This is a genomic window from Methylocystis parvus OBBP (genome assembly GCF_027571405.1).
In the GTDB taxonomy this organism is placed as follows: Bacteria; Pseudomonadota; Alphaproteobacteria; order Rhizobiales; family Beijerinckiaceae; genus Methylocystis; species Methylocystis parva.
In genome coordinates this window covers 839,833-860,141 of sequence record NZ_CP092968.1, presented here as the reverse complement: position 1 = coordinate 860,141, position 20,309 = coordinate 839,833, and the positions used below count along the sequence as shown (strand labels likewise).

20 protein-coding genes are annotated in these 20,309 nt (G+C 65.3%); 15 read left to right on the top strand and 5 right to left on the bottom strand.

Going from position 1 to position 20,309, the window contains the following annotated elements; translation table 11 throughout:
* Window positions 1-2 precede the first annotated feature (2 nt).
* The 6 genes from sufD (at window position 3) to MMG94_RS04235 (ending at window position 6,386) form a co-directional block, all read left to right on the top strand.
* Entirely contained in the window at window positions 3-1,292 is a 1,290-nt protein-coding gene (gene sufD, locus MMG94_RS04260; RefSeq protein WP_016921806.1) for a Fe-S cluster assembly protein SufD, read from the top strand.
* The gene (locus MMG94_RS04255) at window positions 1,289-2,524 is read left to right on the top strand and encodes a cysteine desulfurase (protein WP_016921807.1); all 1,236 of its coding nucleotides are present in this window, start codon (window positions 1,289-1,291) and stop codon (window positions 2,522-2,524) included. The genes sufD and MMG94_RS04255 overlap by 4 nt, the downstream gene beginning before the upstream one ends.
* Before the next feature lie 16 nt (window positions 2,525-2,540).
* Window positions 2,541-2,921, top strand: coding sequence for an SUF system Fe-S cluster assembly protein (locus MMG94_RS04250; RefSeq protein ID WP_016921808.1), 381 nt, complete (start codon window positions 2,541-2,543; stop codon window positions 2,919-2,921).
* A gap of 45 nt (window positions 2,922-2,966) precedes the next feature.
* Window positions 2,967-3,389, top strand: coding sequence for a VOC family protein (locus MMG94_RS04245; RefSeq protein ID WP_016921809.1), 423 nt, complete (start codon window positions 2,967-2,969; stop codon window positions 3,387-3,389).
* Between the two features lie 12 nt (window positions 3,390-3,401).
* Window positions 3,402-3,776 carry a HesB/IscA family protein gene (locus MMG94_RS04240; RefSeq protein WP_016921810.1) on the top strand — a complete coding sequence of 125 codons (375 nt, stop codon included), beginning with the start codon at window positions 3,402-3,404 and terminating at the stop codon, window positions 3,774-3,776.
* A gap of 132 nt (window positions 3,777-3,908) precedes the next feature.
* Complete coding sequence (locus MMG94_RS04235) at window positions 3,909-6,386, top strand: DUF2167 domain-containing protein (RefSeq protein ID WP_016921811.1); 2,478 nt, start codon at window positions 3,909-3,911, stop codon at window positions 6,384-6,386.
* A 64-nt stretch (window positions 6,387-6,450) separates the two neighbouring features.
* Here MMG94_RS04235 and MMG94_RS04230 read toward each other — a convergent pair whose 3' ends face one another.
* Window positions 6,451-7,134 carry a GlcG/HbpS family heme-binding protein gene (locus MMG94_RS04230; protein WP_016921812.1) on the bottom strand — a complete coding sequence of 228 codons (684 nt, stop codon included), beginning with the start codon at window positions 7,132-7,134 and terminating at the stop codon, window positions 6,451-6,453.
* A gap of 373 nt (window positions 7,135-7,507) precedes the next feature.
* On the opposite strand from MMG94_RS04230, the gene gyrA reads away from it, so the two are divergent.
* Both gyrA and MMG94_RS04220 read left to right on the top strand, forming a co-directional pair.
* On the top strand, window positions 7,508-10,240 hold the full coding sequence (gyrA, locus tag MMG94_RS04225; protein ID WP_016921813.1) for a DNA gyrase subunit A: 2,733 nt from the start codon (window positions 7,508-7,510) through the stop codon (window positions 10,238-10,240).
* Between the two features lie 140 nt (window positions 10,241-10,380).
* Window positions 10,381-10,545, top strand: a complete 165-nt coding sequence (locus MMG94_RS04220; RefSeq protein WP_016921814.1) for a Flp family type IVb pilin — start codon at window positions 10,381-10,383, stop codon at window positions 10,543-10,545.
* Window positions 10,546-10,595: 50 nt separating this feature from the next.
* Here MMG94_RS04220 and MMG94_RS04215 read toward each other — a convergent pair whose 3' ends face one another.
* Window positions 10,596-11,753, bottom strand: a complete 1,158-nt coding sequence (locus MMG94_RS04215) for a DUF3611 family protein (protein ID WP_016921815.1) — start codon at window positions 11,751-11,753, stop codon at window positions 10,596-10,598.
* A gap of 331 nt (window positions 11,754-12,084) precedes the next feature.
* Between MMG94_RS04215 and tuf the strand changes: the two genes are divergently transcribed.
* Both tuf and MMG94_RS04205 read left to right on the top strand, forming a co-directional pair.
* Window positions 12,085-13,275, top strand: a complete 1,191-nt coding sequence (gene tuf / locus MMG94_RS04210) for an elongation factor Tu (RefSeq protein ID WP_016917710.1) — start codon at window positions 12,085-12,087, stop codon at window positions 13,273-13,275.
* Window positions 13,276-13,526: 251 nt separating this feature from the next.
* On the top strand, window positions 13,527-14,096 hold the full coding sequence (locus MMG94_RS04205) for an NUDIX domain-containing protein (RefSeq protein WP_016921141.1): 570 nt from the start codon (window positions 13,527-13,529) through the stop codon (window positions 14,094-14,096).
* Window positions 14,097-14,099: 3 nt separating this feature from the next.
* On the opposite strand, the gene MMG94_RS04200 is transcribed toward MMG94_RS04205, so the two are convergent.
* The 3 genes from MMG94_RS04200 to MMG94_RS04190 are packed head-to-tail and all read right to left on the bottom strand — an operon-like array spanning window position 14,100 to window position 15,601.
* Window positions 14,100-14,387, bottom strand: a complete 288-nt coding sequence (locus MMG94_RS04200; RefSeq protein WP_016921140.1) for a Plug domain-containing protein — start codon at window positions 14,385-14,387, stop codon at window positions 14,100-14,102.
* Window positions 14,388-14,412: 25 nt separating this feature from the next.
* Complete coding sequence (locus tag MMG94_RS04195; protein ID WP_016921139.1) at window positions 14,413-15,351, bottom strand: metallophosphoesterase; 939 nt, start codon at window positions 15,349-15,351, stop codon at window positions 14,413-14,415.
* 52 nt (window positions 15,352-15,403) lie between these two features.
* Window positions 15,404-15,601: a hypothetical protein gene (locus tag MMG94_RS04190; RefSeq protein WP_016921138.1), complete on the bottom strand. Its 198-nt coding sequence runs from the start codon at window positions 15,599-15,601 to the stop codon at window positions 15,404-15,406.
* Window positions 15,602-15,757: 156 nt separating this feature from the next.
* On the opposite strand from MMG94_RS04190, the gene MMG94_RS04185 reads away from it, so the two are divergent.
* The 5 genes from MMG94_RS04185 to MMG94_RS04165 all read left to right on the top strand — a co-directional run bounded on the left by MMG94_RS04185 (window position 15,758) and on the right by MMG94_RS04165 (window position 20,283).
* Window positions 15,758-16,585, top strand: coding sequence for a DUF1499 domain-containing protein (locus MMG94_RS04185; RefSeq protein WP_016921137.1), 828 nt, complete (start codon window positions 15,758-15,760; stop codon window positions 16,583-16,585).
* An 88-nt stretch (window positions 16,586-16,673) separates the two neighbouring features.
* Entirely contained in the window at window positions 16,674-17,675 is a 1,002-nt protein-coding gene (gene pdhA / locus MMG94_RS04180) for a pyruvate dehydrogenase (acetyl-transferring) E1 component subunit alpha (protein WP_016921136.1), read from the top strand.
* 14 nt (window positions 17,676-17,689) lie between these two features.
* Window positions 17,690-19,114, top strand: a complete 1,425-nt coding sequence (locus MMG94_RS04175) for a pyruvate dehydrogenase complex E1 component subunit beta (protein WP_016921135.1) — start codon at window positions 17,690-17,692, stop codon at window positions 19,112-19,114.
* A 3-nt stretch (window positions 19,115-19,117) separates the two neighbouring features.
* Window positions 19,118-20,077 carry a 2-oxo acid dehydrogenase subunit E2 gene (locus tag MMG94_RS04170; protein WP_016921134.1) on the top strand — a complete coding sequence of 320 codons (960 nt, stop codon included), beginning with the start codon at window positions 19,118-19,120 and terminating at the stop codon, window positions 20,075-20,077.
* Window positions 20,074-20,283, top strand: a complete 210-nt coding sequence (locus MMG94_RS04165) for a GDCCVxC domain-containing (seleno)protein (RefSeq protein WP_081495703.1) — start codon at window positions 20,074-20,076, stop codon at window positions 20,281-20,283. The genes MMG94_RS04170 and MMG94_RS04165 overlap by 4 nt, the downstream gene beginning before the upstream one ends.
* Window positions 20,284-20,309: the final 26 nt, after the last annotated feature.

The following is a 20,309-nucleotide window of genomic DNA, read 5'->3' as shown; positions in this document are numbered from 1 at the left end:
CCATGATCAAGCTCGCCACCGAAACCGATGCGGCGCTTCTCTCTCTCTTCGACGAGATGAAGGGCAAGGGAGCGACCGGCCTGCGTCAGGCGGCCTGGGAATCCTTCGCCGCCAAGGGGCTTCCGAACCGCCGCGTGGAGGCCTGGCACTATACGGACCTCAAGGCCGCGCTCGCCAAGCCCGCGCCGATCGCGTCCGTCTACGCGGCTGCTTTGACGCTTCCGGCGAAATGCGGCGCGATCCGCCTCGTGACGCTCGACGGCGTCTTCCGTCCGGACCTCTCGGACCTCGCCGCTCTTCCGGAAGGCGTAAAGGCGCAGCCATTGCGCGAGGCGCTGGGGCAGGGCGCGGCCGGGATCATGGCGCTCATCGCCAGCAGCGACGTCCAGACGGACGACGCCGCCTTGTCGCTCAACGCCGCCCTGATGCAGGACGGCGTGGTGCTGCGCGTCGCCGGCGGCGCAACGTTGGAACAAACGATCGAACTCGCGACCTTCGTCTCGTCGGAAGAGGCGCAATCGAGCTTCAGCCGCAATGTCGTGATCGTCGGCAAGGACGCTCACGCGACGATTGTCGAGACGGCCGGCGCGCTCTCGTCGGCGCCGGCGCAGGACAATCAGGCGCTGATCGTCCGTCTCGCCTCGGGCGCGACGCTCGATATTATCACCCACGCTTCGGGGCAAAGCGACGCGCTGGTGCGGGTCATGAGCCTGCTCGCCCATCTCGACGAAGGGGCGAGCCTCAATTCCTACGCGCTGCTCGAAGGCGCGGGGCTGCTGCGCCGCCAGATCTTCGCGCGGCTCGATGGAGAGCGGGCGAAGGTCTCGCTCAATGGCGCGACGCTCGCCAAAGGCCGCCAGCATGTCGACACGACGCTGGTCGTCGACCATGCTTTTCCGAATGGCGAAAGCCGCGAGCGCTTCCGCAGCATTCTCGACGAGCAGGGCACGGGCGTCTTCCAGGGCAAGATCGTGGTGCGGCCGGGCGCGCAGAAGACCGACGGCGTCATGCAGTCCAAGGCCGTCCTGCTCTCGGACGGCGCCACGATGAACAACAAGCCGGAGCTGGAAATCTTCGCGGACGACGTCCAATGCGGACATGGCGCGACTTGCGGCCGGCTCGACAAGGACCAGCTCTTCTACCTCGTGGCGCGCGGCATTCCGCGCGTCGAGGCGGAGGCGCTGCTGATCGAAGGCTTCGCCAATGAGGCTTTCGAGGGACTCGAAAACGAGGCGCTGCGCGGCTTCCTCGCCACGCGCATTTCCTCCTGGATGGCGGCGAGGGCGCGATGAACCAGCACGTGACCCTCTACGACGTCGAAAAAATCCGCGCGGATTTTCCGATCCTCGCCGAAATGCCTTACGGCAAGCCGCTCGCTTATCTCGACAACGCCGCTTCGGCGCAAAAGCCCCGCGCGGTCATCGATCGGCTGACGCATTTCTACGAGCACGAATACGCGAATGTGCATCGCGGCCTGCATTACCTCGCCAATGCGGCGACGGAGGGCTATGAGGGCGCGCGCGAAGCGGTGCGGCGTTTCCTGAACGCCGGGTTGACGGAAGAGATCATTTTCACGCGCGGCGCGACCGAGGCGCTCAACCTTGTCGCCGCCTCCTACGGGCTCGCCCATATCGGCGAGGGCGACGAGATCATCCTGTCGCTGATGGAGCATCATTCCAACATCGTGCCCTGGCACTTCCTGCGGGAGCGCAAGGGCGCGGTCATCAAATGGATCGTGCCGGACGACAATGGCGTCATCGATCTCGACGTTTTCGAGAAGATGTTCACCGAGCGGACGAAGATCGTCTCGGTGACGCATATGTCCAATGTCGTCGGCGCGCCGACGCCGATCGCGGATATGGCGCGCATCGCCCATGCGCATGGCGTTCCGATCTGCGTCGACGGCTCGCAGGGGGCCGTGCATCTCGACGTGGACGTGCAGGCGCTCGACGTCGATTTCTACGTCGTCACCGGCCACAAGCTTTACGGCCCGACGGGCGTCGGCGCGGTTTACGGTAAGCGTAAATGGCTCGAAGCGCTGCCGCCTTTCGCTGGCGGCGGCGAGATGATCGAGACCGTCACGCGCGACACTGTGACTTACAACGCGCCGCCGCATCGCTTCGAGGCGGGCACGCCGCCGATCGCCCAGGCCGTGGGGCTCGGCGCGGCGCTCGATTATATCGACTCGATCGGCCGCGGCGCGATCCGCGCCCATGAGGCGCGACTGACGGCCTATGCGCAGCAGCGGCTCTCCGAGATCGAGGGCCTGCGCATCTTCGGAAATGCGCCGGACAAGGGACCGATCGTCGCTTTCGAGATGAAGGCGGCGCATGCGCATGACATCGCGACCATCATCGATCGTTCCGGCGTCGCCGTGCGCGCCGGAACGCATTGCGCAATGCCGCTTCTGTCGCATTTCGGGGTGACTTCGACATGCCGCGCCTCCTTCGCGCTCTACAACACGCGCGAGGAAGTCGATCGGTTGGCAGAAGCTTTGCTAAAAGCTCAGAAACTTTTCGCCTGAGGAGGTTCTCGTGCTGATGACCGACGCTCTAAACCCAAGCGAGCCGGAAGTCGCCGCGGAGGACGACCGCGCTTCTATCTCCGCGTCTAAAAACGACAGCCTGACCGACGACATCGTGAAGGCGCTGAAGACCGTCTACGATCCGGAGATCCCGGCCGACGTCTACGAACTGGGGCTGGTCTACCGTATTGATATTTCTGACGCCGGCGTCGTGGAAATCGACATGACGCTGACAGCGCCGGGATGTCCCGTCGCGGGGGAAATGCCCATATGGGTGAAGAACGCCGTCGGCGCCGTCCCGGGCGTTTCGGAAGTGAAGGTCAATCTCGTATTCGATCCCCCATGGGATCAGAGCCGCATGTCGGACGAGGCGCGCGTCACGCTCGACATGTTCTGAACGAAAGACGCCAAGCGACAGGCGTCATGTCGGAAGTCGAGCGTCATGTTTGCTCCGCAAACGAAGCCGAGAGTTCTGGAGACGGCCCTTTATGTCGAGGACCTCGAGAGAGCGGGGCGCTTCTATCGGGATGCGCTCGGCTTATCGCCCATGATGCAGGACAGCCGCATGTGGGCGTTGGATTGTGGACCGGCCAGCGTGCTGTTGCTGTTCAGGCAAGGCGGCGCGCTCGAGCCGATCGATCTTCCCGGCGGCCGCATTCCGCCGCATGATGGGCAAGGTCCCGCGCATCTCGCCTTTGCGGTGGAGGCGGACGACATTCCGGAATGGAGGACCCGCCTCGCGGCGTGCGGCGTCGAGATCGAAGCCGTCATGAAATGGCCGCGCGGCGGAGAGAGCCTTTATTTTCGAGACCCAGACCACCATCTGGTAGAGCTGGCGTCTCCGGGCCTCTGGGCCAATTACTGAGGAAGAAGAAAAATGCCGCTGCCGAAACCGAGCGTGATGATCGTCAGCCCCGCCGCCGCCGAGCGCGTGCGCGGCCTGCTGGCCAACGCAGCGGCGGAGACCGGCCTGCGCGTATCGGTGGAAAAAGGCGGTTGCGCCGGCATGTCCTACAAGATGGCGCTCGCCGAGCCCCAAAAGGGCGACGAAGTGATCGATTTCGAGGGCGGCAGGGTCATCGTCGACGCGGGCGCGGTTCTGTATCTTTTGGGCACGACGATGGATGTGAAGATCGACAAATTCTCTTCGGCCTTCGTCTTCGAAAATCCAAATCAGACGTCGGCTTGCGGCTGCGGAGAGAGCGTCGAGCTCAAACCCGCCGATCCGGCGCAGCTTTTCGCGGCGTCTTGAGCGGCTGCGTAAACCGGGCGTTAACGCTGCCAATGCGTTTCCTTAATCTCACAACCCAGAAATAGCGCTTTCTTCAGCTTCGGCCGTCAACGTCGCGACCTGCGTATCCTTGTATGCGTCGTGGAGTGGTCGATGTCGTATTCCAAGCCGCCTGTTGTCGCGTCGAGCGTCGCCTTGCTCGCCGTGTTGTCCCTTGTCCCGACGCAAGGCTGGGCGCGCGACGGCCGCAGCAGCGGCGACGTGATCTACGAGATGCCGCCCATGTCCCCGGCGAATTCCGCGCAGGACATCATTTTCGAGATGGCGCCGATGAAGCCGGTCAAGGGCGCCGCTCAAGCGCAAAAGCTCGCGCCCAAACCTGCCCCGCAGCCGGCCGTCGCCGCGAAGCCCGCGCCGGCGCCCGTCAAGGAAGCCGCGCCGGCTCCTGCGCAGCCCGCTCCCGTCGCCGCGGCGCCCATTCCCGCGCAGCCGGTCGCCGAGGCTCCATCCGCTCCCCCGCCGGCTATGCCCGTCGAGCAGCAGCCAGCGCTCGCCGACACGCCGGCCCCGGCCGCAGGAGAGGCCCCCTCGGTCGCGGCGCAACTCCCGAATGAAACGCCGGCCGCGCCGGCCGAAGGGCAGGACGCAGCCTTGCCGCCCGCGCCGGTCGAAGCCGCCGCTGTGGCGGGCGAAGCCACGATCGTCGAGCCCGCGCGTTTCGAGGCGCCGATCATGACCTTCAATCCGCCGCGCCGCGCCATTGCGGCGATCAAGCCGCCGGTCGCGGCGCTCGGCGAGAATGTGGTGGAGCTTCAGGGGGATTCTCCCGCGGCTTCTTTCGTTCCGAAATTGCGCTCCCTGGCGCCGGAAGCGCCGGCCGCCGTCGCCGCGGATCAGCCCGTCGCGGAGCAAGCCGCGGACGCCCAGCTGGAGGGTCAGACGGCTCCCGCGACTTCCAGCGATCCCGCCGCCGTTCAGGAGGCTTCGGATGCGCGCATTGCGTCGCTTCTGGCGGAGGGCCTCGTTGGCCCGGCGGAGATTCGGATCGGCGATCGGGCCACGATGTGGTTGCCGGCCGGCCGCGTTTTCCTGCCGCTCGAGACAGCGCACAAACTTGCCCAGGAAGCCGGTCTCGAATGGCGGCCGGGCGTTCAGGGAATGGTCGCCCCGGCCGGCGGAAAGCTCGAATGGCTCGCGCCTGTCGAATTGCTCGACGATGGTTACATCAAGACCGGCGAGCCCGATTCGCTCGAGCCCGGGAAGCTGTTGACGGCGTTCGAAGCGAGTCTGCCCGAGGTCAACGCCCAGCGCGTCCACGCCGGCCAGCCGCCGGTGGCGCTCGACGGTTGGCTCATCGCGCCGGCGATCGACGACAAGCGCCGTCTCTCCGCCTGCGTGAATATTTCGACGCAAAACGATCAGAACGGGCTCGACAAATTCTTCAATTGCGAATCCTGGGCGCTTGGCCGCCAGGGCGCGATCAAGGTCGGGCTCGCCGACGGCGGCGAAGGCGCGGAGCGTCTGAAGGACGAAGCGGCGTCGCTCGCTTCGACCATCGTCTATGATCGCGGCAAGGCCTATGAGGATTTCGACGCCGCGGCCGACAAGGTCGCTCCCTATGTCGCCGGCGACTTGCTGACGCGAGACGTGTCCGCGAAGTCGGCGCCGCCCGCGCTGGCGCCAGCGCCGGAGGAAGCGCAGGGCGGCGGGCTGCTGTCGAGCCTGCTCTATCCTGCGCTGTTCGGCGTTGCGGCGCTCGGAGCCTATGTTCTTTTGAAACGGCGTCGCAAGGCCGGCGATGACGCGGCTGTGGCCGAGGCGATGGAGGCCGAGGCCGCGCCGGTGAAGCGGGTCTCCCGCGACCCCGAACCGCGTCGCGGACAAGAGGCTCCCGCAGCTATAGCTATGGTCGACGAGCCCGCCTCCGAGGCGACTCCGTCGCTCTTCGCCCGCTTGCTGCCGACGCTCCATGCGCGCTTCGCCAAGAAGGCCGAGCATGAGGTGGAGCCGGTCGCGGAGGCGCCGGTCGTCGCCGCTCGCAAGCCGGCGCCCGCCAGCGCCGAGAAAACGGAAGGCGCGATCGGCGGCCTTATGGGTAAGATCGCCGCCATGCGGTCGAGCAGGAGCGAGTCGGCGACGCCTGCGCCCGCCAGCGCTGATCCGCGAGCGTCGAACGAAGCGGAAGAGCCTGCTTCCGCCCTGAAAATGCTGGCCGCCAGAATGCGCCGCTCGACCGAGGAGCCGGCCGCGCCTTCCACCGTAAACGTCTCGCGCGTCATGCGTCCGAGCCGCGCCTCGGGAGTAGCCGCCGCCGTGGTTGCCGTCGAACCGGTCGTGGCGCCTCTCATCGTCGAGGCGGCGGAGCCCCGGCAGCGTGAGCCCGAGCTTACGTTGGTCGAACCGCAAATCGTCGAGCCGAAGGGGAGCCGTTTTCCGGAACCCGTCGTCGAGACGCGTTTCGACGCGCATGAGGAGATCGAGGCCTATATCGCCCCGTCGCCGGCTCCGAAGCCCCCGGCTTCGTCGTCGGTCTTCGACGAAGACGATTTCGGGCTCATCGAGCCCGGAGACGCCGGTGCGGCGTCGAGCGCCGAGGAAGCCTCACGCAACAGGCGCGCGAGCGATCAGTGAGAGAAATGTCGCCCCGGCCCATCGGCCGGGGCGATGTCTTTTCAGCGCCGCCAATATGACGAACTTACCGGCAGGTTGCTCCGGTCCCCGCATCCGCGACGCCGCCATTCAACCCCAGTCCGGTGCGAACCGCTCGGGCGAATTTATCGTCCTGGCACGCCGTATCGCCGGATATTCCAAGACCCCCGACCACGACGCCGCGATTGTTGACGAGTGCGAGCCCGCCGCCGAAAGTGATCATGCCGGCCACGCGCAGCCCGACCATCGGATCTGAGGCGGCGCCCCATTTCGACGCCGGCCCTTTCGTAGCGTCCGCCGCGTCCTGAATATTGCCGAAATGCACGCCGTAGAGGCCGCCGCCGGGCTGGACGAGGTCGTAAAGCTGCTGGGTCGAGAGCTGTTTGCTGCCGCCGAGAATGGAGTCGAGGCTGAGGCCGTTCGCCGTGAAAGCCTTTGCGGCTGCGATCTGTCGGCTGAGGAGCCACTGATCGCTCGCGGCGGAGCCTGAAAACGCGACCGCGCACACCGCCCCGGTGCGGTTCACGACGACGCCCCACATATTGTTGCCGAAGGCGCCTGGAGTCGTGACGCTCCTGTCGGCCTTGGCGGCTCTCAACGCATCCCGCAGAGTCTGCCAGCTCACCGGGCAGGAACGCCCGTCGCCTTCGCTGTCGGAGGCGAGGGCGACGCCGTTGACGGCGCCGAACGCGACGACGGATATACACAACATTTTCAGAAACTTGACCATATTCGATCCTTCCAAAAATTCTTCATTACACAAGCAATTCCCGCTCAAATGCCGGTCGCCGCAACGAGATGAAATCGACGCGGCGACAGCCGGGCCTCGAGCGAGCCGCCTTACGTCTCGGCAAGGCGGGCGGATAGGAGCATGGCGCAGGGCGGCGATCAAGCTTGGAAGGTAAAAAACGTTGCTGTCGAGCCAATTTACTTTCATTCGGCCCGGATTTTGATTTTCGTTGCGCGGCTATCCCCGCAATAGTCCGGCATGCTCAATCTAAGGCGTTGAATTTCAATGTGTATCATATCCGGGCGAAACTGGCGCCGCGCCGCCGAATCGCCTATACGGAAAGGATCAGGATTTAGCCCCGGATGGCGCGCAATTGGCCGACGACGACTCGAAAAAAGACGAACCCGAAAAGCACGGCTCCGACATCAGGCCGGTGTCCATCGCCGACGAGATGAAGCGCAGCTATCTCGATTACGCGATGAGCGTGATCGTGAGCCGCGCGCTGCCGGACGTTCGCGACGGCCTCAAGCCCGTGCATCGGCGCATCCTGTTTTCGATGAACGAGAACGGGCACACGCCCGACAAGCCTTACGTGAAGTCGGCGCGCATCGTCGGCGACGTCATGGGTAAATATCATCCGCATGGCGACGCGGCGATCTACGACGCGCTGGTGCGCATGGCGCAACCCTTCTCGATGCGGCTCATGCTCGTCGACGGACAGGGCAATTTCGGCTCGGTCGACAATGATCCGCCGGCGGCCATGCGCTACACTGAGTCGCGCCTCGCCAAGCCCGCCCTCGCGCTGCTCGAGGACATCGACGAAGGCACGGTCGACTTCCAGCCGAACTATGACGGCAAGGAGCATGAGCCGACCGTCCTTCCGGCGCGCTTCCCGAACCTGCTCGTCAACGGCGCCGGCGGCATCGCCGTCGGCATGGCGACGAATATTCCGCCGCATAATCTCGGCGAAGTCATAGACGCCTGCATCGCGCTGATCGACAAGCCCGACATGACTGTCGCCGAACTGATGGAGATCGTTCCCGGCCCGGACTTTCCGACGGCGGCGACGATCCTCGGGCGCGGCGGCATCCGCAACGCCTACGCGACCGGGCGCGGCTCGATCATCATGCGCGCGAAAGCCGAGATCGAGACGCTGCGCAAGGAGCGCGAGGCGATCATCTTCACCGAGATACCCTATCAGGTGAACAAGGCCGCGCTGATCGAGCGCATCGCGGAACTCGTCAAGGAAAAGAAGATCGAAGGCATCTCGGATCTGCGCGACGAGTCCGACCGCGACGGCATGCGCATCGTGGTGGAGCTGAAGCGCGAGGCGGTCGCCGACGTCGTGCTGAACCAGCTCTGGCGCCACACCGCGCTGCAATCGAGCTTCGCGGTGAACATGATCGCGCTCAATGGCGGCCGGCCGGAGCTGATGACGCTCCATGACGTGCTGCGCGCCTTCGTCGATTTCCGCGAGACGGTCGTCACCCGCCGCACCAAGTTCCGGCTGAACAAAGCGCGCGACAACGCCCATCTGCAGGTTGGCCTCGCTATCGCGGTCGCGAATATCGACGAAGTGATCCGCCTCATCCGCACCTCGGCTGACGCCGCGGCGGCGCGCGAAGCCTTGATGGCGCGCGACTGGCCGGCGAAGGACATGGCGCCGCTCGTGGAGCTTATCGCCGATCCACGCCACAAGCTCTCCGACGACGGCACGATCCGCCTCTCCGAGGCGCAGGCGCGCGCGATCCTCGATCTGCGCCTGCAGCGCCTCACGGCGCTCGGCCGCGAGGAGATCGCGGAAGCCTTGAACAAGCTCGCAGCCGAGATCGCGGAATATCTCGAGATCCTCGGCTCGCGCGAAAGGCTGTTCGGCATCGTGAAGGACGAGATGCTGGCGGTGAAGGAGGCTTATGCGACGCCGCGCCGCACGGAGATTCTCGACTCCGACGGCGAGGTGGAGGACGAGGACCTTATCGTCCGCGAGGACATGGTCGTCACCGTCTCCCATGCCGGCTACATCAAGCGCGTGCCGCTTTCGACCTATCGGGCGCAAAGGCGCGGCGGCAAGGGCCGCTCTGGCATGCAGATGAAGGAGGAGGATTTCGTCCACCGCCTCTTCGTCGCCAACACCCATACGCCGGTGCTGTTCTTCTCCTCGCGCGGCAAGGCCTATAAGGAAAAAGTCTGGCGGCTGCCGCTCGCGGCGCCGCAGGCGCGGGGCAAGGCGCTCGTCAACATGCTGCCGCTCGAGTCCGGCGAACGCATCACCACCATCATGCCGCTGCCCGAGGACGAGACGAGTTGGGAGACGCTCGACGTCATCTTCGCGACGACGCGCGGCACGGTGAGGCGCAACAAGCTCTCGGATTTCGTCGACGTGCGCCGCAACGGCCTGATCGCCATGAAGCTCGACGAGGGCGAGGGGATCGTCGACGTCGCCACGGCGACGGAGCATGACGACATTCTGCTGACGACGAGCGACGGCCAGTGCATCCGTTTCGCCGTGCCGGAAGTGCGCGTCTTCCAGGGCCGCAGCTCCATGGGCGTGCGCGGCGTGTCGCTCGCCGACGGCGATCGCGTCATTTCGCTGTCGATCCTCAAACATTTCGAAGCGACGGGCGACGAGCGCGCCGCATATCTCAAAAAGGCGAGCGCGCTGCGCCGTCGCATGGGCGAGGATGTCGCGCCGGATGCGGGCGCGGAAGCAGAAGAGGGGACGGGCGCCGTCGAACTTTCCGATGTGCGCTTCTACGAGATGCAGGCGGCCGAGCAGATCATTCTGACGGTGTCCGAGAACGGCTACGGCAAGCGCACCTCCTCTTACGAGTATCGTATTACGGGGCGCGGCGGCAAAGGCATCGTCGCCATGGCGGTCAACGCCCGCAACGGCAAGCTCGTGGCGTCATTCCCCGTCGGTCCGGACGACGAGATCATGCTCGTCACCGATGGCGGTCAGCTCATCCGCTGCCCGGTGGAAGGGATTAGAGTCGCGGGACGTGGCGCGCAGGGCGTGATCGTGTTCAATACGGCCGAGGACGAGCGTGTGGTGTCGGTCGAGCATATTGGGGATGTGGGGGAGGGAGACGAAGGGGAGGGAGCGTAAGCGCTCCGGCTCCGTCTTCCGTGCGGTTAAGACAATAATGGCAAGGTAGCCCTGCGCAACGGTAGCGCGAGCCATTAACGTCTTCCTCACCTCTCGGGGCGACCTTTGCGGGAATGTGGGAATCGTTGCGAGGGCGGGGCATGATGCAGAAATTCTGGGCCGACGAATCCGGCGCGACCGCGATTGAATATTCGCTGCTGGCGGTCTTCCTCGGCCTCGCGGTCATCGCCGGAGCGAGAGCTGTCGGCACGACGCTTTCGGGCATCTTTCCAAAGATTTCAAGCAATCTGTCTGGAGCCGCGTAACGAGCGCGCGCCCCGCGCCTGCTGACGCTGTCGCCGCAACTCTCGGCCGGCTATTGCGCCTGATCGACAACCGCCTCGGCGGCGCGCGTCACCTCCTTCGCCACCACATATTGATGACGCGCCTTCAGGCTGCTGATGCTCAGCCATGCCGCGACGCCGACGCCCACGCAATGTGCGAAAAGCAGGTTGAAGTTCACGAGCAATACGAAGACGTCGAGCGCGCGGATGATCTTGTTGGGGTCGGTGATGGCGATGCCCGGCGGTTGTGAGACGGTCTTGCCGACAAGCAGCGCCACGCTCAGGCCGACGCCGACGAAGGACACAAGCGCTCCGAGAAGATCGACCAGCCCGCCCGCGCCGACGAACCAGAAGGCCATGCGTCGCTGATGAGCGAGATAACCTTCCGGATGCATGCGGATTCGAATGGCGGCGCTCATATAGCGGAAGCCGAACAGGATGGAGACGATCAGCAAAGCGAGCCCCGCCGAGGCCCAATAGATCGCGTCGCCAAAGCCCGAGCCGTCGGGGCTCACGGAATGGCCGACATAGCCAAAAGCCAGCAACACCGCCGAAACGATCGCGAGTAAAAGCTGCAGCCAGAAAGCTGCGGCGCCAAAGAAACGGAAACTCTGCGCCAAACCATCCGCGATCAAGGCCGCGATGTCCGGCGGCGCTGATAATTCGAGCGCCTTGGCGGGCGCTTCGCCGGCCGGAAAAAGGCGATCGAACAAGACGAGCCCTGCGTAGAGGACGATGGCGGCGGCGAGAGCGTAAGCCGCAAATCCGTGTGCGGACTGCAGCTTGTCGGCAAGGGCCGGATCGCCCGCGTCCCAGAAGGGAAGGGGATATTCCCAAAAGAAGAGCTGCTCGCCCCGGAAGGCCGAGGCGAGCGTTCCCGCCGCCGCCGTGACGAGGAAGAGAACGCAGATCCCCTGCCGCAGCCAAAAAGCGGCGCGGGCCCGGCCGCCGAGCGGTCCGCCGCTTTCGACGGTCAGCCAGAGCAACCCCGCGACCAATATGTGCGCCGCGAGGAAGATGGCGGCGGTCAGGCCGAGCGAGACATGCAGTTCGGAGAGATATGCCCGGGTCGCGGCGTCGAGAGCTGCATGCTCCCGCGCCGCGCCGGTCGCCAGAGAGGCGGCGCTCAGAACGATGAAAACCCAGAAAATAGCGACAGGCAAAAGGCTTCGCCTGGGATCGGACGTCATTGGACGGCTCCATGGGCGGGGTGTTGCGCCGCAATATAACGCATGCGCCTTCCGCCGTCCCTGCGTTATGGCGTCCGGGGCGTTTACGCGGGGGCGAGAAGCCCGGTTGCGCGAAGCCGCGCCCGTAGCGCGTCGATCGGCAAGACGCTGAGAGGGGCGAAGACGACGACGCCGGCCAACCACAAGGCGAAACTGGTCAGAGTCGCGCGGACGGACAATTCGAACGCTGTCTGTTACGGCGACGTTGCGCCGCCCCCTTGCTCTTGTCCCTGTTACCCCGTAAAAGCCCGCCGCGCGCGGGCGGAGGACCCGCTCAGACGGAACGGGGACCATGGCCAAGGAAAAATTCTCTCGCACCAAGCCGCACTGCAATATTGGAACGATCGGTCACGTCGATCATGGCAAGACGTCCTTGACGGCGGCGATCACGAAGGTTCTGGCGGAGACGGGCGGCGCGACCTTCACGGCCTATGACCAGATCGACAAGGCGCCGGAGGAGAAGGCGCGCGGCATCACGATTTCGACGGCGCATGTCGAATATGAGACGACGAACCGCCATTACGCGCATGTCGACTGCCCCGGCCACGCCGACTATGTGAAGAACATGATCACCGGCGCGGCGCAGATGGACGGCGCGATCCTGGTGGTGTCGGCCGCCGACGGCCCGATGCCGCAGACCCGCGAGCACATCCTGCTCGCCCGCCAGGTCGGCGTGCCGGCGCTGGTGGTGTTCCTCAACAAGGTCGACATGGTCGACGATCCGGAGCTTCTGGAGCTGGTCGAGCTCGAAGTGCGCGAGCTTCTGTCGAAGTATGACTTCCCCGGCGACGACATTCCGATCGTCAAGGGTTCGGCTTTGTGCGCGCTGGAGAACAAGTCTCCGGAGCTGGGCCATGACGCGATCCTGAAGCTGATGGCGGAAGTCGACCGCTACATTCCGCAGCCGGAGCGTCCGAAGGATCAGCCCTTCCTGATGCCGGTCGAGGACGTGTTCTCGATTTCGGGCCGCGGCACGGTGGTGACGGGGCGCATCGAGCGCGGCGTGATCAAGGTGGGCGAGGAAGTCGAGATCGTGGGCATCCGTCCGACGACGAAGTCGACGGTGACGGGCGTCGAGATGTTCCGCAAGCTGCTGGATCAGGGCGAGGCGGGCGACAATGTGGGCTGCCTGCTGCGCGGCACGAAGCGCGAGGACGTTGAGCGCGGCCAGGTTCTGTGCAAGCCGGGTTCGGTGAAGCCGCACACGAAGTTCAAGGCCGAGGCCTATATCCTGACCAAGGACGAGGGCGGCCGGCACACGCCGTTCTTCACGAATTACCGCCCGCAGTTTTATTTCCGCACGACGGACGTGACCGGCATCGTGACGCTCCCCGAGGGCGTCGAGATGGTGATGCCGGGCGACAACGTCACGATGGAAGTGAACCTGATCGTGCCGGTGGCGATGGAGGAGAAGCTGCGCTTCGCCATCCGCGAAGGCGGCCGCACCGTCGGAGCCGGCGTCGTCGCCAGCATCATCGAGTAATTGGCGAGGCGGCCTCGTCCTTCGAGACGCGCGCTGCGCGCGCTCCTCAGGATGAGGCCTAACTGTTTGGGGCTAAAGAAGAAGCCCCTCATGCTGAGGAGCCTGCGCAGCAGGCGTCTCGAAGCGAGAGGGGCGTCACCGCAACTTTGTCAGCAAGCTAAAGCGCGGCTCGTCCGCGCTTTTTTTGTCGGCGCGCCATCCCGGCGGCGCGTTTCGATGTTTTTGTGAGATTCGTCCAGAATCGGGAACCGATGAAAAAGCACGCGCTCGTCAATCTCGATTACAAACACCAGGGCTGGGCGAGTCTCTCGGTCGCCTGTCTGCGTCTGCCGGACGGCAAGCTCATCTATCGCGAGATCGAGGACCACGGCTCCGCCGTCGCGGTGCTGCCTTATGACGCGCAGCGCAAGACCGTCGTTCTGGTCGAACAGTTCCGGCCGGCTCCGTTCATTTCGGACGGGCAGGAGAAGACGCTCGAAGCCGTCGCCGGCATTCTCGACGAGGCCGACTGCGCCGCCGCGGCGCGGCGCGAGGCGATGGAGGAAGCGGGGCTGCAACTCGGCAAGCTGGAATATGTCGCCACGACATGGACCATGCCCGGCATTTCGACGGAGAAGCTTACTCTATATCTCGCGCCTTACGCCGCAACCGACCGCGTCGCGGCGGGCGGCGGGCTCGATGCGGAGGACGAGAATATCCGCGTCGTCGAGATGAGCGCCGCCGATTTCGCGGCGCTGATGGCGGCCGGCGATCTCGTCGACATGAAGACGCTCGCCCTTGCGCAGGCGCTGCAATTGCGGCATCCCGAAATTTACGCCTGAGCCCTATCGGCAGGAGGCCGTGACCCCCGGCGCCATAAGAAGGGCGTCGCAAACGCTTCTCGTCTGGAAGTCGTCCATCATCTTGCGGGTGATGACGGTTGTGGAGCCGGGATATTGCATGACCGGGACTTTTTGTCCGCTGAGGCCGGTGACAAATCCATCAAAATACCCGTCATCGCCCGCCTCGGCGCTTGCGGGAGCGGGAACATGGCCCCCTTTGCCCTTAGCGAAGGCGGGGGAAAGCAGCGCGAGAGCCAGGGTCGTCGTCAGAACCGTCAGGAACCGTCTCATTTGCGGGCCTCCCTGTTGCAAACACTCATATAGGCGCATTTCGGTCAGCTGGTGAGATCGTCTCACCAGCTTCGACCGTCACTTCCACAATCTCCGGCGGGCGCATGAAGCGCACGGGCGCGATCGACTCGCCGAGACCGCCGGAAATGACGAGGTGTCGGCCGTCGTCGACATGATGGCCGTAGACATGGGAGGCCCCGTAGCGCAGTTCGGCGACCACGGGGCCGAGCAGGGGCAGATTGACTTGCCCGCCATGCGTATGTCCGCACAGCGTAAGCGCGATCCGCTTTGGCGCGCGATGGAACACCTGCGGCTCATGGGCGAGCAGAATGGCGGGCGCGTCGTCCGAGACGCGCTTAACCGTTCCGGGGAGGTCGTCATGGCCGCGCCAGCCGACGGCCTCGCCCTCATATGTCGCCATCTGGTCGCCGAGACCGAGGATCCAGAAAGGCTGGCCGTCCTTGGTCAGACGCAGCGCGTCGTTTTCATAGACGCGCGCGCCCATCTGCTTCAACGCGCGCCGCGCCGCTTCGGCGTGATCGCCCGGGTCGCTGACGAGCGGGCCGTGCCACCAGTCATGATTGCCGAGCACCGCGTGGACGCCGAGCGGCGCGCGGAGTTCGGAGAGCGCTTCCGCCCACTGCTCGGGCGGAACGGCGCCGGAGACGAGATGCGTCCCGGCGGCGAAATCGCCCAGCAGCGCGACAAGATCGGGCTGAAGGGCGTTCGTCAGTCGCGCGATTTTTCGGATGCGCGAAACCGGCATCCACGGTTCGCAGGCGTGAAGGTCGGTGATGATCGCGATCTTCAGGCGCAAGCCGCCCGGCCAGTCCTGCGGCGTCACGCGATAGCGCGTGACGTCGAGAAGGAAATTGGGTTCGACGACGACGGAGTAGGACGCAAGGCCGAGCCCCGCGAGCGCGAGCCCGCCCGGCATGCGCAACAGCGCGCGGCGGCTGATCATTCAGACATCTCTGGCGGCGACTGTCCGGGGTCGCCCGGCGGGACGTCTTGTATCAGGCCGCGAGGTCCTCGCCCAGCGGCAGCCATGAAGGCTGGAAGGCTTCCTTCTCTTCGCTCTCGGGCAAACGGGAGACTTCCAGCGCGGCGGCGACGGCGGAGATGCCGATTTCGCGATAAAGGCGCGCGAGGAGATCGTGCGGGTGACCGCCGAACTGGGACACGGGGAACTCGATCGAATATTTGTCCGACATGGCCGGCCTCTACGCTGTTTACGCTTGGATAACGCTGGGTGAACCCGATGCTCGAACTTCGCCGCATTCGCTTAACGTCCAGCTAACAGGCGCGGCCTTCGCGGCATTTTTGCGAATTCTTTGCGCCGTTGCATTCCGGGCGCGCTTTGGCGAAGAATGCTCCCCGCCGCCATGTTGGCGGCGCAGGAACGGGGACTGTCGAGCTTTATGCGCCGCACCTTGCCGCCGGAGCCCTGGTCTCAGGCCGCTCTCTGGAGCCGCAACGTCGCGCTCTTTGGAGCGACCGTCGCGATCCTTACCGTTCTCTTCGTGCGGCTCAATGTGATCGCGCCGGTTTCGGCGCTCGCCTGCCTCGGCGCGGCGGTCGCGCTCGCATTGGTCGCGCTGCTTCTCGTCGGCGCGGCGAGCGTCGCCATCTGGCGGTCCGGGCGGCGCGGCGTGGGCGCGACGGTCGCCGCGGGCGTCATCGCGCTTCTGACGCTCGCTTATCCGACTTATCTCGCTTTCGAATCCGTACGGCTTCCGGTGTTGTCGGACATCTCGACGGATATCTCCAACCCGCCATATTTCTCGCTTTCCAGCGCGGCCTATGAGGCCCGCAAAGGCTTTCAGCCGAGAGGCCTGCCGCTAAAATCGCGCGAGGCGCAGCGCCCGGCCTATCCGGACGTGGAGCCGATCGTCGTCGATCTCGATGCGGACGAAGCTTTCGCCCTGGTGCTGAAGACGGCGAAGGCGGTCGGATGGCGGGTGGTGGACAAGCGTCCGCCAGGCGGCCGCACGGGAGAGGGGCACGCCGATTTTCTCGACAAGACTCTGATTATGGGCTTCGACGAGGATGTGACGGTGCGACTCAAGCCTTTGCCGGGACAGACGCGCATCGATCTGCGCTCCGCCTCGCGTTACGGCCGGCACGATTTCGGCGCGAACGCCAAGCGGATCATGGCTTTCGCGGAAGAACTGCAGACGCAGCTCGACGCGCGGTGACAAACAGGCGGTCACTCGTCTTTAACCCCCGACTCTGGTATCGTCCCGCTCGTTCTCCAGATAACGGGCAGGAGGCCGGGAACAGCCGATGGCGAACGCAGGCGACGGCGCGAACACGGCTCATGCCGTTCCAGATTTCACCCGCGAGGAAGAGCTTCACGCGCTGCGCGAGATGCTGCTGATCCGCCGTTTCGAGGAGAAGGCGGGCCAGCTTTACGGCATGGGCGTGATCGCCGGTTTCTGCCACCTCTATATCGGTCAGGAGGCCGTGGTCGTCGGCGTCAAAATGGCGGCGCGGGAAGGCGATCAGTTCACGACGAGCTATCGGGACCATGGCCACATGCTGGCCAGCGGCATGGACGCCAAGGGCGTCATGGCCGAGCTCGCCGGCAAGCGTGGGGGCTACTCCAAGGGCAAGGGCGGCTCCATGCACATGTTCTCGCATGAGAAAGCCTTTTACGGCGGGCACGGCATCGTCGGCGCGCCCGTCCCGATCGGAGCCGGCATCGCCTTCGCCAACGCCTATCGCGGCGACGGCAAGGTCTCCATCACCTTCTTCGGCGAAGGCGCGGCCAATCAGGGGCAGGTCTACGAGGCCTTCAACATGGCGGCGCTGTGGAAGCTGCCGGCGCTCTTCATCGTCGAGAACAACCGCTACGCCATGGGCACCTCTGTGACCCGCGCCGCCGCGCAGATGGACTTCGCGATGCGCGGCGCGGCCTTCGGCATTCCCGGCCATCAGGTCGACGGCATGGACGTGCGCGCGGTGCGCGCGTCGGCGGCGGAGGCGCTGGAATGGTGCCGCTCGGGGAAGGGGCCTTACCTCCTCGAAATCCAGACTTACCGCTATCGCGGGCACTCAATGTCGGACCCGGCGAAATATCGCTCCAAGGAAGAAGTGCAGAAGATGCGCGAGGAGCACGATCCGATCGAACAGGTGCGCCTGCGCCTGCTCGCGGCGGGCGTGGCCGAGGACGAGCTGAAGAAGATCGACGCGGGCGTTCGCAAGATTGTCGCGGAGGCCGCCGATTTTGCGATGATGGACAAGGAGCCGGATTCGTCGGAGCTTTATACCGACGTGCTGGCGTGAAGGGCGGAAATTAAATGACCATCAACGTCCTCATGCCCGCGCTCTCGCCCACCATGGAGCAGGGCAAGCTCGCCAAATGGCTCAAGAGCGAAGGCGACGAAATCAAGGCCGGCGACGTCATCGCCGAGATCGAGACCGACAAGGCGACGATGGAGGTGGAGGCCGTGGACGAAGGCGTGCTGGCGCGCATTCTGGTCCCCGGCGGCACGGAGAATGTCGCGGTCAATACGCCTATCGCCGTGATCGCGGGCGAGGGCGAGGACGCCTCCGCCATCGAGGCGCCGCCCGTCGCGAAGCCCCCCGCGCCGCCGACGGCGCCGCAGGACGAGCCGGGCGAAGCCAATAAAGCGCGCACCGACGCCGCCGCCGAGGCGGCGGCCCCCGCGCCGAAGCCCGTGAGCGTCGCGGCGCCGCCCGCCGTAAGCGCCGCGCCGGAAGTCCCCGCCGGCACGGTCATGATTCCGATGACCATGCGCGAAGCCCTGCGCGACGCCATGGCGGAAGAGATGCGGCGCGATCCGAACGTCTTCATCATCGGCGAGGAGGTCGGCGAATATCAGGGCGCCTACAAGGTTACGCAGGGCCTGCTGCAGGAATTCGGCCCCATGCGCGTGCGCGACACGCCGATCACCGAATATGGCTTCGCCGGCGTCGGCGTCGGCGCGGCTTTCGCGGGCCTGCGGCCGATCGTCGAATTCATGACTTTCAATTTCTCGATGCAGGCCATCGACCACATCGTGAATTCGGCGGCCAAGACGCTCTATATGTCCGGCGGCCAGATCCACAGCCCGATCGTCTTCCGCGGACCCAACGGCGCAGCCGCGCGCGTCGCGGCGCAGCACAGCCAGGATTATTCCGCCTGGTATGCGCATGTGCCGGGGCTGATCGTCATTTCGCCCTCCAACGCCAGCGACGCGAAGGGGCTGCTGAAGGCGGCGATCCGCAATGACAATCCGGTGATCTTCCTCGAGAACGAAATTCTCTACGGCAAGACCTCGGACGTTCCCGCGCTCGAGGACTTCGTCCTGCCGATCGGCAAGGCGCGCATCGCCCGGCCGGGCGCGGACGTGACGCTCGTCTCCTTCTCCATCGGCATGACTTACGCCCTCGGCGCGGCTGATGAACTGGCGAAGGAGGGGATCGAGGCCGAGGTGATCGATCTGCGCACGTTGCGGCCGATGGATATCGAAACGATCGTCGAATCCGTGAAGAAGACCGGCCGCTGCGTGGCGATAGAGGAGGGCTGGTCGCAATGCGGGATCGGCGCCGAAATCGCGGCGCGGCTCCAGCAGGAGGCCTTCGATTATCTCGACGCGCCGGTCGCGCGCGTGACCGGCAAGGACGTGCCGATGCCTTACGCGGCGAATTTGGAGAAGCTCGCTTTGCCGAGCGTGGCGGAAGTGGTCGCGGCGGCGAAGGCCGTGCTTTACAGGGGCTGAGCCATGGCGTTGGTCACCTCGGATACGGGCGCCCCGCGCATCTTCGCTTCGCCGCTCGCGCGCCGTCTCGCAAAAGAGGCGGGGCTCGATTTGGCGTCGCTCAACGGGTCCGGCCCGCATGGCCGCGTCATCGAGCGCGACGTGAAAAGCGCGCTGGCGAGCGGCGCCGCCGGGAAATCCGCGCCGACGCCGGCGCGGCCGTCAGCGGCGCTCGCCGAGACGCCGTCGACCGCGACGACGCGCAAATTCTACGAGATCGACTCCTACGAGGAAGTCCCGCACGATTCGATGCGCAAGGCGATCGCCCGGCGCCTCACCGAGTCGATCCAGACCGTTCCGCATTTCTATCTCGACGTCGATTGCGAGATCGACGCGCTGCTGAAATTGCGCGAGGACTTCAACGCCGCCGCGCCCAAGCGCGCGGATGGCGCGCCCGAGTGGAAGACCTCGGTCAACGACTACATCGTCAAGGCGCTGGCGCTCGCTTTGCAGCGCGTACCGGAGGCCAACGTCACCTTCACGCCGGAAGCCATGCTGAAGCACAAGGCCTCGGACGTCGGCGTCGCGGTCTCGATACCGGGCGGACTCATCACGCCGATCATCCGCAATGCGCAGGCGAAGACGGTTCGCGAAATCTCCGACGAGATCAAGGAGCTTGCCGGTCGCGCGCGCGCGCGCAAGCTCAAGCCTCATGAATATGAGGGCGGCGTCTCGGCGGTCTCCAATCTCGGCATGTATGGGATCAGGAATTTCTCGGCCGTGATCAATCCGCCGCAATCGACCATCCTCGCCGTGGGGAAGGGGGAGCAGCGCATGGTCGTGAAGGATGATAAGCCCGCCGTCGCGACCATGATGACCGTAACGCTTTCCTGCGATCATCGCGCTGTCGACGGCGCGCTCGGCGCGGAGCTTCTTGCGGCGTTCAAGGGCCTGATCGAACAGCCGATGGCGCTGTTCGCATGAAGCGCGACTCCACGCTGACTTGTCCGGAGTGCGGCCACGCTGAAGTGTCGATTATGCCGACCGACGCCTGCCTCGTCGTCTATGACTGTCGCTCCTGCGGCGCTCGATTGACGCCCAAACAAGGCGACTGCTGCGTCTTCTGCTCCTATGGCAACGTTCCTTGCCCACCCGTGCAGGCGGAAGGCCGCTGTTGTTCAGGAAATTGAATCTCGCCATGGACGCGCGTCGCATT

Bases quoted from the DNA above. Each gene is read 5' to 3' on its own strand.
- sufD (WP_016921806.1), top strand. From the start codon at position 3: ATGATCAAGCTCGCCACCGAAACCGATGCGGCGCTTCTCTCTCTCTTC.
- MMG94_RS04255 (WP_016921807.1), top strand. From the start codon at position 1,289: ATGAACCAGCACGTGACCCTCTACGACGTCGAAAAAATCCGCGCGGAT.
- MMG94_RS04250 (WP_016921808.1), top strand. From the start codon at position 2,541: ATGACCGACGCTCTAAACCCAAGCGAGCCGGAAGTCGCCGCGGAGGAC.
- MMG94_RS04245 (WP_016921809.1), top strand. From the start codon at position 2,967: ATGTTTGCTCCGCAAACGAAGCCGAGAGTTCTGGAGACGGCCCTTTAT.
- MMG94_RS04240 (WP_016921810.1), top strand. From the start codon at position 3,402: ATGCCGCTGCCGAAACCGAGCGTGATGATCGTCAGCCCCGCCGCCGCC.
- MMG94_RS04235 (WP_016921811.1), top strand. From the start codon at position 3,909: ATGTCGTATTCCAAGCCGCCTGTTGTCGCGTCGAGCGTCGCCTTGCTC.
- MMG94_RS04230 (WP_016921812.1), bottom strand. From the start codon at position 7,134: ATGGTCAAGTTTCTGAAAATGTTGTGTATATCCGTCGTCGCGTTCGGC.
- MMG94_RS04220 (WP_016921814.1), top strand. From the start codon at position 10,381: ATGATGCAGAAATTCTGGGCCGACGAATCCGGCGCGACCGCGATTGAA.
- MMG94_RS04215 (WP_016921815.1), bottom strand. From the start codon at position 11,753: ATGACGTCCGATCCCAGGCGAAGCCTTTTGCCTGTCGCTATTTTCTGG.
- tuf (WP_016917710.1), top strand. From the start codon at position 12,085: ATGGCCAAGGAAAAATTCTCTCGCACCAAGCCGCACTGCAATATTGGA.
- MMG94_RS04205 (WP_016921141.1), top strand. From the start codon at position 13,527: ATGAAAAAGCACGCGCTCGTCAATCTCGATTACAAACACCAGGGCTGG.
- MMG94_RS04200 (WP_016921140.1), bottom strand. From the start codon at position 14,387: ATGAGACGGTTCCTGACGGTTCTGACGACGACCCTGGCTCTCGCGCTG.
- MMG94_RS04195 (WP_016921139.1), bottom strand. From the start codon at position 15,351: ATGATCAGCCGCCGCGCGCTGTTGCGCATGCCGGGCGGGCTCGCGCTC.
- MMG94_RS04190 (WP_016921138.1), bottom strand. From the start codon at position 15,601: ATGTCGGACAAATATTCGATCGAGTTCCCCGTGTCCCAGTTCGGCGGT.
- MMG94_RS04185 (WP_016921137.1), top strand. From the start codon at position 15,758: ATGCTCCCCGCCGCCATGTTGGCGGCGCAGGAACGGGGACTGTCGAGC.
- pdhA (WP_016921136.1), top strand. From the start codon at position 16,674: ATGGCGAACGCAGGCGACGGCGCGAACACGGCTCATGCCGTTCCAGAT.
- MMG94_RS04175 (WP_016921135.1), top strand. From the start codon at position 17,690: ATGACCATCAACGTCCTCATGCCCGCGCTCTCGCCCACCATGGAGCAG.
- MMG94_RS04170 (WP_016921134.1), top strand. From the start codon at position 19,118: ATGGCGTTGGTCACCTCGGATACGGGCGCCCCGCGCATCTTCGCTTCG.
- MMG94_RS04165 (WP_081495703.1), top strand. From the start codon at position 20,074: ATGAAGCGCGACTCCACGCTGACTTGTCCGGAGTGCGGCCACGCTGAA.